14 protein-coding genes are annotated in these 15,437 nt (G+C 33.2%); 6 read left to right on the plus strand and 8 right to left on the minus strand.

Going from position 1 to position 15,437, the window contains the following annotated elements; genetic code table 11:
* Positions 1-215: 215 nt before the first annotated feature.
* Complete coding sequence (locus tag NQ558_RS00115; protein WP_005361611.1) at positions 216-1,070, plus strand: sulfide/dihydroorotate dehydrogenase-like FAD/NAD-binding protein; 855 nt, start codon at positions 216-218, stop codon at positions 1,068-1,070.
* The gene (gltA, locus tag NQ558_RS00120; RefSeq protein ID WP_005361609.1) at positions 1,070-2,455 is read left to right on the plus strand and encodes an NADPH-dependent glutamate synthase; all 1,386 of its coding nucleotides are present in this window, start codon (positions 1,070-1,072) and stop codon (positions 2,453-2,455) included. Before NQ558_RS00115 ends, gltA begins: the two co-directional genes overlap by 1 nt.
* A 790-nt stretch (positions 2,456-3,245) precedes the next feature.
* On the opposite strand, the gene NQ558_RS00125 is transcribed toward gltA, so the two are convergent.
* Positions 3,246-3,386, minus strand: coding sequence for a hypothetical protein (locus NQ558_RS00125; protein WP_005361608.1), 141 nt, complete (start codon positions 3,384-3,386; stop codon positions 3,246-3,248).
* A gap of 374 nt (positions 3,387-3,760) precedes the next feature.
* On the opposite strand from NQ558_RS00125, the gene NQ558_RS00130 reads away from it, so the two are divergent.
* A complete protein-coding gene (locus NQ558_RS00130) occupies positions 3,761-4,144 on the plus strand; it encodes a Fur family transcriptional regulator (protein WP_005361607.1) in 384 nt (127 codons plus the stop codon).
* Between the two features lie 62 nt (positions 4,145-4,206).
* Positions 4,207-4,752 carry an NADH peroxidase gene (locus NQ558_RS00135; protein WP_005361605.1) on the plus strand — a complete coding sequence of 182 codons (546 nt, stop codon included), beginning with the start codon at positions 4,207-4,209 and terminating at the stop codon, positions 4,750-4,752.
* Between the two features lie 399 nt (positions 4,753-5,151).
* Here NQ558_RS00135 and NQ558_RS00140 read toward each other — a convergent pair whose 3' ends face one another.
* Both NQ558_RS00140 and NQ558_RS00145 read right to left on the minus strand, forming a co-directional pair.
* Positions 5,152-6,285, minus strand: coding sequence for a zinc ribbon domain-containing protein (locus tag NQ558_RS00140; RefSeq protein ID WP_005361603.1), 1,134 nt, complete (start codon positions 6,283-6,285; stop codon positions 5,152-5,154).
* Between the two features lie 27 nt (positions 6,286-6,312).
* Positions 6,313-6,525, minus strand: coding sequence for a hypothetical protein (locus NQ558_RS00145; protein WP_005361601.1), 213 nt, complete (start codon positions 6,523-6,525; stop codon positions 6,313-6,315).
* A gap of 130 nt (positions 6,526-6,655) precedes the next feature.
* Here NQ558_RS00145 and NQ558_RS00150 point away from each other — a divergent pair, with 130 nt between their 5' ends.
* Positions 6,656-6,895 carry a helix-turn-helix domain-containing protein gene (locus NQ558_RS00150; protein ID WP_005361598.1) on the plus strand — a complete coding sequence of 80 codons (240 nt, stop codon included), beginning with the start codon at positions 6,656-6,658 and terminating at the stop codon, positions 6,893-6,895.
* Positions 6,896-6,983: 88 nt separating this feature from the next.
* On the opposite strand, the gene NQ558_RS00155 is transcribed toward NQ558_RS00150, so the two are convergent.
* Both NQ558_RS00155 and NQ558_RS00160 read right to left on the minus strand, forming a co-directional pair.
* Entirely contained in the window at positions 6,984-8,012 is a 1,029-nt protein-coding gene (locus NQ558_RS00155; protein ID WP_040446765.1) for a tyrosine-type recombinase/integrase, read from the minus strand.
* A 9-nt stretch (positions 8,013-8,021) separates the two neighbouring features.
* A complete protein-coding gene (locus NQ558_RS00160; RefSeq protein WP_005361595.1) occupies positions 8,022-8,204 on the minus strand; it encodes a hypothetical protein in 183 nt (60 codons plus the stop codon).
* Between the two features lie 344 nt (positions 8,205-8,548).
* Here NQ558_RS00160 and NQ558_RS00165 point away from each other — a divergent pair.
* A protein-coding gene (locus NQ558_RS00165) for an IS3 family transposase (RefSeq protein WP_242652128.1) occupies positions 8,549-9,972 on the plus strand; the annotation gives its coding sequence in 2 pieces (ribosomal slippage) (positions 8,549-9,038 and positions 9,038-9,972; 1,425 coding nt in all).
* Between the two features lie 705 nt (positions 9,973-10,677).
* On the opposite strand, the gene NQ558_RS00170 is transcribed toward NQ558_RS00165, so the two are convergent.
* The 3 genes from NQ558_RS00170 to NQ558_RS00180 form a co-directional block, all read right to left on the minus strand.
* A complete protein-coding gene (locus tag NQ558_RS00170) occupies positions 10,678-11,628 on the minus strand; it encodes an RpnC/YadD family protein (protein WP_005360021.1) in 951 nt (316 codons plus the stop codon).
* Positions 11,629-11,947: 319 nt separating this feature from the next.
* A complete protein-coding gene (locus tag NQ558_RS00175; RefSeq protein WP_005360020.1) occupies positions 11,948-14,089 on the minus strand; it encodes a DUF262 domain-containing protein in 2,142 nt (713 codons plus the stop codon).
* Positions 14,090-14,159: 70 nt separating this feature from the next.
* Positions 14,160-15,335, minus strand: coding sequence for an aminotransferase class V-fold PLP-dependent enzyme (locus tag NQ558_RS00180; protein ID WP_005360019.1), 1,176 nt, complete (start codon positions 15,333-15,335; stop codon positions 14,160-14,162).
* Positions 15,336-15,437 lie beyond the last annotated feature (102 nt).

Below are 15,437 nucleotides of genomic sequence, written 5' to 3' on the forward strand. Positions count from 1 at the left end.
TACTATCTAATTAAGAAAAATGCTAGTGGTTTAGTTTTTTTCTTTTATTAATTTTCCTACATTATTATAAAAGCCTTTTTTATGCGTATTTTTATTTAATTCTCACTTTATTAGATTAAATTATTAATTCGCTAAACTTTTTTTACACTTTCACATTGATAATATTTTATCAATATGCTATATTTAAGAGTAGCATTTATAAAGGAGATTAAGGAATGTACAAGATTTTACGAAGAAAACAACTTAACGACACTGTAGTGCGTTTAGATGTAGAGGCTCCATTTATTGCTAAGAAAGCAAAAGCAGGTCAGTTCATTATTTTAAGAATTGACGAGCGTGGTGAAAGAATGCCTCTTACAATAGCTGATACTAATGCAGAAGAAGGCTCTGTTTCTATTATCTTCCAGATAGTCGGACAGACAACTATGCTTCTTTCTCAGATGAATGAGGGAGATTGTTTATTAGACTTTGTTGGACCACTTGGCGCTGCAACTGAGTTTGGCCACATTAAGAAAGCCTGCGTTATCGGTGGTGGTGTAGGTAATGCCATAGCTTATCCATCTGCAAAAGCTTTATTTAATATGGGCGTTGATGTTGATGTTATCGCCGGTTTCAGAAGCAAGGATATTGTTATTCTTGAAGATGAATATAAAGAAGTTTGTAACAGACTTTTCATTACAACAGATGACGGAACTTACGGAGAGAAAGGTTTTGTAACTAACAAGCTTCAGGATTTAATCGATGCCGGTAACAACTATGATCTTGTTATCGCTATCGGACCTATCCCAATGATGAAATTTGTTTCTAAGGTTACTGAACCTTATAATATTAAGACTTTAGTTTCACTTAACCCTATTATGATTGATGGTACAGGTATGTGTGGCGGATGTCGTGTAACTGTTGGTGGTGAAATTAAGTTTGCTTGCGTTGACGGTCCTGACTTTGACGGTCATCAGGTAGATTATGACGAGCTTATGAAACGTAATTCTACATATAGAGAATTTGAAGCTCACGATAGAGAAAACTGCCGTATGTATAAAGCGGCTGATGAAATGGGAGGTGCCAAATAATGCCAAACATGTCTTTAACAAAGGTTCCAATGCCTGAGCAGGATCCTAACGTACGTAATAAGAATTTTGAAGAAGTTGCTTTGGGTTATACTAAAGAAATGGCTATGGAAGAAGCAACTCGTTGTATTAACTGTAAGAACAAACCTTGTATGAGTGGTTGTCCTGTATGTGTACGTATACCTGAGTTTATTGCTAAGGTTGCAGCAGGAGAATTTGAAGAAGCTTACAAGATTATCACAAGCACTAATGGTCTTCCTGCTGTTTGCGGACGTGTTTGTCCACAGGAAAATCAGTGTGAAGGAAAATGTATCCGTGGTATCAAGGGCGAACCTGTTTCTATCGGTCGTCTTGAAAGATTCGTAGCTGACTACCATATGGCTCACAGCAATGATGATGCTGTTAAACCTGAATCTAATGGTATTAAAGTTGCAGTTGTTGGTGCAGGTCCTGCAGGGCTTACATGTGCCGGTGACCTTGCAAAACTTGGTTACGAAGTTACTATTTTTGAAGCTTTCCATAAGGCCGGTGGTGTTTTAGTTTATGGTATTCCTGAATTTAGACTTCCTAAGGCTATCGTTCAGAAGGAAGTTGAAAATCTTGAAGCTTTAGGTGTTAAGGTTGAAACTGACATGGTTATCGGTAGAGTTCTTTCTATTGATGAAATCATGGAAATGGGATTCAAGGCTGTATTCATTGGTTCAGGTGCAGGTCTTCCATCATTTATGGGTATTGAAGGCGAAGCTTTAGTTGGTGTTTACTCAGCTAATGAATATTTAACAAGAGCAAACCTTATGAAGGCTTATCTTGATGATTATGATACACCTATTATTAAGAGTAAAAATGTTGCCGTAGTCGGTGGTGGTAACGTAGCTATGGATGCTGCAAGAACTGCTTTAAGACTTGGTGCTGAAAATGTATATATTGTTTACCGTCGTGGTATGGAAGAACTTCCTGCCCGTGGTGAAGAAGTTCATCATGCAATTGAAGAGGGAATTATCTTTAAAACACTTAACAACCCTGTTAAGTTAATCGGAGATGAAGATGGTCGTGTTTGCAAGATGGAATGTGTTGAAATGGAACTTGGCGAACCTGATGCTTCAGGACGTCGTCGTCCAATGGTTATTGAAGGAAGTAACTTCCAGTTAGACGTTGATACAGTTATCATGTCACTTGGTACTTCACCTAACCCACTTATCAGAACTACAACAAAAGGACTTGAAGCTAACAAGTGGGGATGCCTTGTAGTTAATGAAGACACTCTTGAAACAACAAGAGATAATGTTTATGCCGGTGGTGATGCCGTAACAGGTGCCGCTACAGTTATCCTTGCTATGGGTGCAGGAAAACAGGCTGCTGCAAGCATTCATGAAAGATTATCAAAATAATAATTGTAATATGAAAGTGTAAATTAAGTTGCAATACATATGATTAGTATTTAGACTTTTGACATTCAAATTATAATATATAACAAAACAGGAGCGTGCCTTTATGTGGCATGCTCCTGTTTTTGTTATGTTCAGTAATAGAATCCTTGCAATAAGCAGAGTAAATTGGCGTATGTACCCCAAAAAACAAGCTTTTTTAAATGTAGGGGTACATTTACCGCGTGTTCAAATCATATGTTGTACTAAATTAATGTAGATTTGGGTAAACGTACCTCAAAAATCGTAGTTTTTGAAATATCGGGGTACATTTATTGCATATTCAAATCATATGTTGTACTAAATTAATGTAGATTTGGGCAAACGTACCCCAAAAATCGTAGCTTTTGAAATATCGGGGTACATTTATTGCATATTCAAATTATGTATTGTACGAAATTAACGTAGATTGGGGCAAACGTACCCCAAAAATCGTAGTTTTTGAAATATCGGGGTACATCCATAGTAAAATATCACTTATAGGTAGCATGTAACATTTGAAATTATGAAATTTGTACCCCGAAAATTAAGAAAATAATTATATCGGGGTACATGTATAAAATTGAGATAAAAAAGAATGATTTAATAAGAAACTCCACATACACACATATTCATAATCCTTGTAAGTACTTTGATTAGTATGATTTTCGCATTAAACCCAAAAGAAACTCCAACAATAATCGTAGTGCATAGCAACTGGTACTTTGCAACAAACTAATTAACGTTGGAGTTTTGTTTTTCTATTAACGTAATGTTATTTCTTAATCTTTACCTTCTTTATTTTTGACCAAGGTCCTTCCATACTACCATCGTCTAATGTTACATAAGGTCTACGTGTAGTTGTTTCAGCCTGTGCTGGTTCATAACCTTCCGGATTTCCGTTGCTTCTATACATTTCTCCGGCTAAAGTCAATTTGCCTGTGTTATAAAGCCAAAGTCCTGTATTTGCATTATTAAATTAAACCCGTTCAACTCTCTATTTAAAGTTATAAGTAAAAAACTTTTTTAAGCCAATGCTAATATTTAATAAAAATTTTTACTTATTTTTGTATATATTTTTTACTGTTAAGATAATGTAATTTGCAATTCTAATCTCATATTTTATCCTGGATATTTTTTTATAAAAATTAGAGTATCAAACTACTAAAAGATTGATTACATGAATTCTATAAATTTATTTAAGATTTTTTTCAAAAAATGTTGACAAAAAGTAAAAAAGTGATATATTAATAATAGTTACTATTATTGTTATCAAGAAATGAGGTAAACATGATTAAACGAAGCGTTCAAAGAGAACTCATCCGAAATAATCTGGCACATCGTACAGATCATCCAACCGCTGATATGGTTTATCAGAGTATTCGCGAAGAACTTCCTAATATAAGCTTGGGAACAGTATATCGCAATCTTAGATTTTTGGTAGATCAGGGTGATGCTCTTTCACTGAAACTTGGTGATGGCAAGGAGCACTTTGATGGCAATGTTAATCCACACTTCCATTTCATATGCACACAGTGCGGATGTGTCGATGACATATTTATGCCGTCAATTGACGAAATCTGTACTATTGCTGCTCAGTACTATAGTGGTAACATCAAAGGACACAGTACTTATTTCTACGGTACTTGCCCTAAGTGCAAAACCAAACACTAAGTGTATTTCATAAAAGGTTTTATATTAACAATATTATTTTTAAAATTTAGGAGGAAAAAAAGATGGCAAAATTTGTATGTTCAGTATGTGGTTATGTTCATGAAGGAGATTCAGCACCAGAAAAGTGCCCAGTTTGTGGTGTTCCAGCAGAAAAATTCACAAAGGTAGAAGAAGGCGAAAAGACATGGGCTGCAGAACATGTAGTTGGTGTAGCACAGGGTGCTAGCGAAGACATTATTGCAGACTTAAGAGCAAACTTTGAAGGAGAATGTTCAGAAGTAGGTATGTATCTTGCAATGGCAAGAGTTGCTCATAGAGAAGGATATCCTGAAATCGGATTATACTGGGAAAAAGCAGCTTACGAAGAAGCTGAACACGCTGCAAAATTTGCAGAATTACTTGGTGAAGTTGTAACAAACAGCACAAAGAAAAACTTAGAAATGAGAGTTGAAGCAGAAAACGGCGCTACAGCAGGAAAATTCGACCTTGCAAAGAGAGCAAAAGCTGCAAACCTTGATGCAATCCATGACACAGTACATGAAATGGCAAGAGACGAAGCAAGACACGGCAAAGCATTTGAAGGATTATTGAAAAGATACTTTGGTTAATTACGAGCAACGTTAAAATAAATAGCTTACACCTGGGAGTTTACTCACAAAGGTGTAAGCTATTTTATTTTAATGTTGTGACAATCTCCAGCGAAAAGAAGCGAAGCGGATTTGAGCTGGAGGTTGCTCGTAATTATAAGCTACTTTTTATTTTATACTTATTGGGCGACAGCCCTCCATGAAATAGCCCGTAGGGCTATGAATGGCTCGGCTTGCGCTATTGAAATTTGTCTGTATTGTTAGCTTATTTTCTTAAATACAATTGACTTCTTATGCTATATTTGCTAGTATAAAAATAGAAAAGGTGCTACCGATAGACGGTTAGCCCTGTATAATATGATTGTTTAAAAAAGTAACCACACTATTGCAAGACTGGCGGTTACTTTTTTAGTGTTTTAATTACCACTTATATCCACATGAAGTACATGTCATTGTTTTCCCAAAATTACTACCAAAAATTCCAAACAACCCTATTGATGTTGCCTTTTGTTTTGTTGTAATTTTCCTTACAGTTTCTTTACCACAAACAGGACATTTTGCTCCCTCTACCTGATTTGGTACTTTCAATTTTTGATGTAAAATTTCAGTTTTCTGCTGTATATCCTCCATCATTTTGATTACTTCTTGATTTCCATACTTCTTTTCATAGCATTCTTCTTCATATTGAACTAATCTTTTTTCAGTATCACTAATAGTATACTGAAAAGTTTTGTCATAAGCCTCTGCAAACTCACTATTAATATCATAAATACGTTGTTTCGCTCTACATTCTTTTTTCCATAATTCTATATACTCCTTTACAGTAGTATCATCAAAATTAATTTTTTTATCAAATTCAAACCATTTATTACTTGTATAGTCTGGATATCCCTTGATAATATTATGAGAACACAATTCCTTTAAAGCAACATCTATTGCTCCACAGTCATTATATATTATATTATCTTCCCTATTTGCATTTGAAGTCATAATTCCATACTCTCCTAGTGGTTTTTCTGATTCATTTAATGCTGAAAGTATAACATAATATTGGAATACACTATATACATCTATACTATAATCATACTCATAATCTTTATTTCTTTGCTCACAATACATCCCCATATTCTTATCAAACCAATTATCCAATTTTTCCTCATTTTCGTTATAATATTTATATCTATGCCAACGTGCGTTCTCTCCCATAAAATACGCATAATCAAGTTCTGGTGTATCCGAAATTTCTTTACAATGTGATAACTCTATCTTGTCGAATGCAGCGCTCCAAGCTTGGAGCGACTCTAAATTGTTAACATTCAGTTCATCTTTAGGAAATTTAATATTATTATAATTCATTATTAATTTTGCTTTCTTCTCACCTATACTCCAATCAACATACGCATATTCGAACTCATAATCATAATCTAGCATTTTCATATTATTATATTCTTCTTTTATCCGTTTTAAAGTCGGCATAGGATACCCACACTTAGGGCAACTTTCCGCACTACTAGAAACCATCGCATTACATTCTGGACATTTTATTAAAGCCATTATCTTTCCTCCTCTTTTTTCAATTTTTTATTGTTTCTCAAGTTTTAACGCCTCTGCTTTGCTTTTAAAGCACACACCACATATATGTCCCTTTTCCATGTCACCTTCATAATAATTCTCTGCATCTTCATATTTGTCAAACCATTTTTGATTCGATTTTTTCATTCTCTTTGCTGCATAACACAAATCTAATCCATTATGAATTGTCTTTTTGTCTAAATTTAACAAGTACCTTTTCATGAATTATGTTCTCCTTTGTTTTCGCTATATATGATAGTTTAAATTATATTACTTATTATGACTTGTGTCAATCGCATTACGCTATTGCCACAAGGTTTATTCTATGTTTAATTCACTCTACAATTATTGTATGGAGGTGGTTATATTGAAACCTGAATACAAACATTTATACGAAAAATTTGGCTTAAACGTTGTGTATTATAGAAAGAGAGAAAAACTTACTCAACTTCAATTAGCCGAACTTGTTGATATTGACAGAAGTCATATAAGTGCCATTGAACTAGGAAAAGTTGGAGTGTCTTTTGATGTTATCTTCAAACTTTGTGATGTACTAAAAATAACGCCAAAGGAATTATTTGATTTTAGATAAAACTAATCAATACAATATGCAAAAGAAAACTAGGAAAGCCACAAAGATTTTATTCTTATGCAACTTTCCTAGTTTTAATTTTAAATTATTACACCCTTTCCAAATTCTTCAAGAGTTCATCAATTCCCTGCTTTGAAATACCTATATAATACTTATGTGTTACTGAACTGCTACTATGCCCCATTTGATTGCAAAGCAAATGTTCGGGAGTATTTAAAGTAGCAAGAGTAGTACCATAAGTATGTCTTAAATAGTGATACTTGAAATCAATATGATATTTTTCTTTCAAAGTCCTTGTATGATACTTCATTGCATTTACTGTTTGCATTCTTCCGATTGGCATGGAATTTACTAGTTCAAGAGAAGAAATTGTATTCCCTTGAATATCTTTTATGAGTGTTTGCTTTTGTTGTCTTAATTCTGCCAATTCTGTCTTATACTTTTCCTGCTGCTGCATTAGATTAGTAAAATATTCTTTCAGTTTACTACACATATATATTTTTCTTTTGGCATTTCTTGTTTTGAGTGGCACTAATTTTATCATTCCATTCTGATACTGCATTTGTCTGTCAATCGTAATAGTACCATTTTTTAAATCTATCTTATCCCACTTTAAACCAAAACACTCATTGATTCTCAATCCGCAATACTTACCTAACAAATATGCGGTTTCTACATTCGTTCCTTTAAAATAATTATCTAACTGCTGCATTTCCTCTTTACTAAAAAATACAATGTTAGTTTCTTCATCAATCTTTAGCTTTGGCATATGTATTTTTGTATCTTTATTGGAACAAAGTTTATTATATTTATCTATGCTTAAATAATCTCTTGAATATGCTTGTCCGAAAATCAAATAGAACATTTTTAGAAATGATTGTGTATAAGAATATGCCCTATTATCTTCATAATAAAGTTCTGCCAAATAATCATTTATTTCGGCAACAGATATATCATCAACATATCTGCTGCCGAATCTGTCTTTGATATGATTCTTCCATAAACTATCCTGCTTTTTTATGGTTGTATAGGCTTTCCCGCTCCTGCCATATTCGCAGTATTCTTCAAAGACTTCTTTGACTGTTTTTCTTGTTATTTCCTTTTGTGGCTCTTTCACTATTTGAGCCTATGCAATAGCAAGACTTCTAGCTCTAATTGCTTGTTTTTCTGTTTTAAACGGTTTCCCCTCTTCATTTCTTACTCTTCTTTGTGATTTTTTCTTGCCATTGACAGTAATTACAAATCTGTAACCCCAATAGCCATTCTCCAATTGAAATACTCCTTTGTTGTTATTTGTTGTTTTCTTCATGTTAATACCTCCAAAAAGTTGTCCTTTTATTATAGAAACTTTTTAAAAGTTGTATTAACTTGTAACAAAATTGTTTTATAAACTGTCCGTTGAAACTTATAGAAAAGCCTTTGTTTATCGGATTCCCCCAATAAACCATTTAAGAAATATACATATGATTGACCATTGCATAAATGGCAAGAGACGAAGCAAGACACGGCAAAGCATTCGAAGGATTATTGAAAAGATACTTTGGTTAAGCTACAAGCTGAGTAAGTGTAAAATAAAAGTAGTTGAATGAGGATGTTTGTACCGACCCCCAAAAGTTAGACCTAAAAATCTAACAATTGGAGGTCGATATTTTTATGGCAAAATACAGTTATGAATTCAAAAAGCAGGTTATTGAAGCATATCTTAGCGGTGAAGGTGGCTATAAATACTTAGCCAAACGATATGGTGTACCTGCCTGGTCAAACATTAAGAAATGGGTTCGGAATTATGAAACTCATGGTGACAAAGGACTTATGCGTTCGCGAAAACAAGATAAATACTCTTTTGAAAAGAAGCTTTCTGTTGTAGAATTATATTTAGCAAGTGAACTCTCATATCAGGAGCTGGCTCTTCGTGAAGGAATATATAATCCCTCTCAAATCTGTAAGTGGGTAAAGGATTTCCGGATCGCCGGTCCTGATGCATTGAGACCACATAAGAAAGGTCGCAGGAAAACATTGGGTACATCAAACAAAAAGTTAAATATTGAACAAGATACAACTACAGTTCCGGTTGATACCAGTACTGAACATGTAAAAGAACTTGAAGATGAAATTCTTAAGCTTAGAATAGAGAATGCATATTTAAAAGAACTGAGGAGGCTGCGTTTAGAGGAGGAAGCTCTTCTGAAAAAACAGCGAGAATCGTCCACAGCCTCCGGGGAGAATTCAAATTAAAAGACATTCTCGCAGTTGTTGGTTTTCCAAAGGCAACATATATGTATTGGCAAAAAAGATTTGATAGAGAAAATCCAGATATAGAATTAGAAGAAAAGATTCATGAAATACATAAATGTAACAAAGATTATGGCTACCGTCGCATGTGTGGTGAACTCCGCAATCAAGGCCATATCGTGAACAAGAAGAAGGTTCAACGCATCATGCAGAAATATAATCTTCAGGTGATGTCATTTACGAGGAAGAGTCGTAAATATAGTTCTTACAAGGGTAGAATTGGAACGGTTGCTCCTAATAGAATCAAAAGAAGATTTAATACACACATACCTCATCAGAAGATTACAACTGATACAACAGAGTTTAAATACTATGAAGTAGATTCTAAAGGTAAAATGACAATGCATAAGCTATATTTAGATCCATTCATGGATATGTTCAATGGTGAAATAATAAGTTATGGAATAGATAAACGTCCTTCAGCAGCAAATGTGATGAATGCACTAAATGAAGCCATTGAGGTAACTTCTGACTGCCCATTTCGAAGGACCTTTCACTCAGATCAAGGATGGGCATATCAGATGAAAGCTTATTCACATAGACTTAGAGAAGAGAAAATATTTCAAAGCATGTCACGAAAAGGTAATTGCCTTGATAATTCAGTCATGGAAAATTTCTTTGGTCTGCTTAAACAAGAAATATACCATGGAACTGTTTATTACAGTTATGAAGAATTGAAAACTGAAATTGAAAAATATATAAGATATTACAATGAAAAAAGAATTAAAGAAAAACTAGGATGGTTGAGTCCTGTCCAATACAGACTCAGCCTCTTGGTTGCATAAAAAATGCGTAACAGATATTAAAACCTGTTACGCAATAAAAGTCTAACTTTTTGGGGTCACATCAGTTTACATACTCAGGCAACTACTTTTTATTTTATACTTATTGGGCGACAGCCCTCCATGAAATAGCCCGCAGGGCTATGAATGGCTCGGCTTATAAGTAACGTTATGACAATCTCCAGCGAAAAGAAGCGAAGCGGATTTGAGCTGGAGGTTGCTCGTAATTATAGCTACAAATCAAGCAAATATGACTCAAAAGACTGCGAAAAAGAGTACTTGTATTCTTTTTCGTAGTTTTTTTAATTTATATTTATAGGGCGACAGCCCTCCATGAAATAGCCCGTAGGGCTATGAATGGCTCGGCTTGCGCTATTGAAATTTGTCTGTATTGTTAGCTTATTTTCTTAAATACAATTGAAAGGATCTCAAAATCGCTCATAAAGTCAAGCCCTCCTTTCCCAGATTTCCTCTTTAGAAGATTTCTATGTAATCAGAGGGTTCAGTCCCTCTGTTGAAGGACTAACCGCCTACCGTTTCTTGGTAGCACCTAGTGCAAGTCTATCAAATCCATCAATAGAACTCAATGTTATTTTTCAACAAATCGTTTATATTTTGTCTTATTATTTATCTTTATTTTTTATGTTATGCAAAAAGTCCTCAATCCACAACGCTTATGTTTGTAAATTGAGGACTTGTACTTTTTTGCTATTCTTTTTCCAACACTTCCATTATAGAATCAACATCATACTCAGGTGCGAATTTACTTGCAACATTGCAAATTTTCTCAATAGTTGATACATCTTCTTCCAAATCATCAGCAATCTCTTCAATGGATTTATTTTTTACTAACTTCTTGCACACAAGCTTTATTAGTTTTATTTTTTCTCCATTCGCTCTTCCAACTTCTAGTCCGTGTTGTTCCCCTTCCTCATAGAAATCTTCTTTCCAATGAGCCATTGTTTCTTCTTCGTTGTATTCTCTCCAAAGCATATCTTCTACCTCCGATCTATGATCCTGTAGAAATTCCTTTAATACATTATTGTCCAAACAATAATCAATGGCTTTTTTTATTGCATCTTTCAATTCTAATGACTCTGCCAGGAATTCCTTTATCTTACTTACCATAATAGCATATTCTCTTAAAATTGAACACTTGGACATTAATTCTTCGTTATGTCCTGCATTTATGTTTAGCACTGTTGCAGTCCACTCAAATTCTCCATCCTTGCACGGAACCATAAATGCGTCTGACAGTTTCAGCACCTCCCTGTCAGGTCTTTTTTCATTGCCGTTGTAAAAAACATAATATTGAGGTGTAGGTATTTTAATTAATTTTCGACGAAAAACATCCAGATTGTTTCTCACTATGTAATCATTGTAAAGTTCTGCCGAATACCTGTAGCCTCTTAGTGGCATGTTATAACTCCATGTGCTTTGATGCTCATAAATAGCCATGTTCCAGTCTATAATGCATGACACGTCATTTTTCATGTTCATGTAAAAAACATCATCTAATGTGTTTATTTCCAAATCATCCGGATTTGTATAATTACTGTCATTTAATGCATTATATAATTCCAATAAGTTACCTTTGTTCTTTTCGTATCCAAATAGTTTTCTGAATACTCTGTCTTTGTGTTTTTTGCTTCCTTCCATAAACTCTCCTTTAGTTTATTCCGGGACAGCATAATATAACTAATACCTATATGGAGTCAGTAAATTAAAAAGCGAACAAGCTCATGTCACTTTTTAATTGTATTTATAATTATACATATATTATGGAAGTTTGCAACAATAAATTTATATAATTTGTTATTTAACATAATATTATCTTTAATCATAAAAGGCACTTATTTTCAAATACAACCGTATCCGAAATGAAATGCCTTTTAATTATGTTCTACTGTACTGCACAAACCACTTGTTTAGAAACTTCCCTATATACAATACTCTATTGTATATATTTCCAACATTGTTACAACAATTTAGCCAAGCGTTCATTTACTCTACCTATAAAATGATTACTTCTGTCTTTTAATACTTCCCTGCACTCCTGTTCATTATCTACACATATTTTACCATTTAAACCAAGTATTGATTTTGTTGCATCATCATCTATTCTCTTTACATAATCACTTAATTTGTCATTTAAAATATCTCTATTTTCTTCATCTGTTATGTAAATGAAATTAAATGGAGAATTTAGAAAATAACTATCATCCTTTCTCAAATCAACTCCTGATTTCTTGCTTTCTTCAGAATCTGATTTTAGTGATGCTAAAGGTATAACATGATGTTTGTGTAAACTTTCATCTATAAACGGATTTAATTCTTTTTCCTTATCTATAAGACCTTTGTATGTCATTGATAAATAATACTGACATACAACATCCCTAAAAAATGATTTAGGTGTTATTCCTGCACTATTCATCTCTAATAACAAAAATTTCTTTTCTGAATAATAATCCACTTTAAACATTTTTTCCTTTAACTCTGCTAACCACTCTGCATTTTTGGTTTCAATTGTATTAATAAGCTTTTTAATACTGGTAATAGTTCTTTCTGTTTGATCCGAATTATAATAACCTGAAAATATACTTATCCAATACCATGCTTCTAAATAGTCATACGTTCTACTATCTTCTCTGTAACTTTTGTTCGATAAAATATATGAAACAACTACTAACATTAACTTATAATTTATATCTTTAATACTTCTAACACCACATCTCATCTTGAAAAATAAAAGTGCTAAATCCAAAGCATCACATACATCTTCGCATTTATTTTTTAAGTCACAAGGTTTTATTGCTAATATTTTGTTCTTTTTAATCAATTCACTTTTAATATCATCCGGATTAAATAATCCGGCATATGAATAAAGAGACATAACATTTAAATATGCGTCAATATATGTATTAACAGGTTCTCCATTTTTATTTTCGATACATCCCATATCTATCGTGGCTATATATTTTTCTGATGTTAACTTTGCTCTAACATTTTCATTGTTTTTTAATTGTTCATTATAAATAGCCTCCGGATACTTTCTTTTCTTTTTCATATATTTTTCTATTTTATCATAATAATTTTCATCACTTTCACTTGCAAATCTTGCCATTACTAATTCAAATGTTCCTAGAGAGACTCCTCCTTCATTTAAGTTTTCATATATATTAATTGCTCTGGCTCGTTTGCTATTATCGACAATTATCTGATGTAGTTGTATATTATTTAAACAGGATACAAGATATGATCTTATATTATTTTCCCATTCACTTGCCTGTGCATCTAATTTTTCCTTAAAACTTTCATTTGGCATAACTTCCGATACTTTATCAGATATTATATTCTTCTCAAATATGCTCTTTTTTTCATTTTCAATTGAATCGTACTCTTCAATTATATCCAAACATATATTTTCTGATATTCGTTTTAAAACAGTTGATAATCCCATAGTATTCTTCCCTGTTAACCAAAATAAAGGTATTAAATACTCTTTTCCTGATGTACAATAATTAATTAAATCTGATTTTGTTGATTCCTTTTCCTTAAATGGGTTATAGCATTCATCACTATTAGCATTAAATGATATTATTTTTATTGCCTCATATATATCATCTGACAGAAATTTAGGTTCTTCTTTTTCTGCATCTTCTAAAGGAAATTGCAACTTTCTAACCTGAAAAAAATCTTCAACCTCACCTTCCATTCTTTCATATTTAGGTATTCGTAGAAAAAATCTTCTTTGTAATCCTGTTCTATTTATAAGGTTGCTTGACTTCTTTGCCATATCAAAAATAACATTAGAAAATGCATTTGTTAAAACTGTGACTCTCTGCTGTCCATCAAGTAATGCTAAAATTTTTCCGTCCATTTCAAGTTCTTTATACGTTTTTCTTTCTCTACAACCTAGCATTTTATATGCATAATCTTTCGCATCACTATCCAAAAGCAAAATACTTCCTATTGGCATTTTTGCCAATACAGATGCTATCAATCTCCCCTGTTTTTCTTCCTCCTTCCAAATAAATTTCCTTTGAAAATCAGGCAATAAAATTTCCTTTTTAACTATTTTGTCAATTAGGTTACTTAAAGCTTCTACTTTTTCATCCATACTTTTACCTCTCTAAATACTTTTTCTTTAAGTTATTTAAACAAAGCTATTTTCGCCTTGCAAAACTCATCTACATTTCCTCACTTAGTTCTTCCACTGCCTCCAGCAGCTTTTCTATTTCATTCCTTGTTGTGTACCTTCCAACACTGGCTCTTACCACGCCTCCCTTTTCTATATCCATCAAATGTTTATGTATAAGCGGTGCGCAATGATATCCTGTTCTAACTGCAATGTGGTAATCCTGGTCTAATATTGTTCCCACATCCTCTGCCTTGTAGCCTTCAATGTTAAAGGCTACAATTCCTATATGTGAATCTTCCAATGGAAGATATGTAGTTACGTTTTCTATTTTTTCAAGTCCTTTTACAAGGTATTCTGTTAATTCTTTTTCTTTTGCCTCAAAGTCACTTATTCGCCCAATTGTTTCATCTAATGCTGCCTCCATTCCTGCCACGGCAACTATGTTAGGACTTGCCGGTTCCAGCATTGCAGGTATTGTTTTTGGCATATTTAGGTTAAGTGAATCACTTCCCGTTCCTCCGGCAATAAATGGATTAATCTTTGTTCCTTTTCTTACGAAAAATCCACTGGTGCCAAATGGTCCATATAGATTCTTATGTCCTGCAAAAGCTATAAAATCTGCCATTAGGTTGTTCATGTTAATGTCTAATAATCCCAATGACTGAGAGGCATCAATAATAACCTGACTGTTATATTTTTTTGCCATTTCAGTTATCTCTTTAACCGGCAAAATATACCCGGTTACGTTGCTTATATGAGTTGCAAAAACTTTCGTAGGAGGATTCATGGAAAACATATATTCCATTTTTTCAAAATCTATTTCTAATGTTTCGCTCTTTAATGGGAGTTCTATTAAATCAAAACCATATTTTTCACTAATCAAATGTAATGGTCGCATTACTGCATTATGTTCAAAAGGAGAAACATAGCAAATATCTGCACCACTCCAATCCAAACCACCAATTATTACATTCATTGCAATTGTGGCTGATGGCGTAAGCACAATGTCTGCAACATCTTTTCCTTTTATAAGTTTCAAGGCTTTCTCTCTTGTCCGGTCTATTATTTCCGTTGCTTTTCTTGCCAGACTATAAGAGCCTCTTCCCGTATTAACTGCAAGATTTCTGTTTACATAATCCATCTCCGTATAAACAGACTCCGGCTTTGGAAAAGTTGTTGCTGCATTATCTAAATATATAGTTTTACTATTATTCTCCTTATCCATAACTTATCCCTCAAATAAATCCACTTATAATCAGTAACTTCCATTTGCATATGGCAAATCTCTTTTATTAATATCTTTCGCAAATCTTACTGTTCCATTACT

This window comes from Eubacterium ventriosum (assembly GCF_025150745.1).
Taxonomy (GTDB): domain Bacteria; phylum Bacillota; class Clostridia; order Lachnospirales; family Lachnospiraceae; genus Eubacterium_G; species Eubacterium_G ventriosum.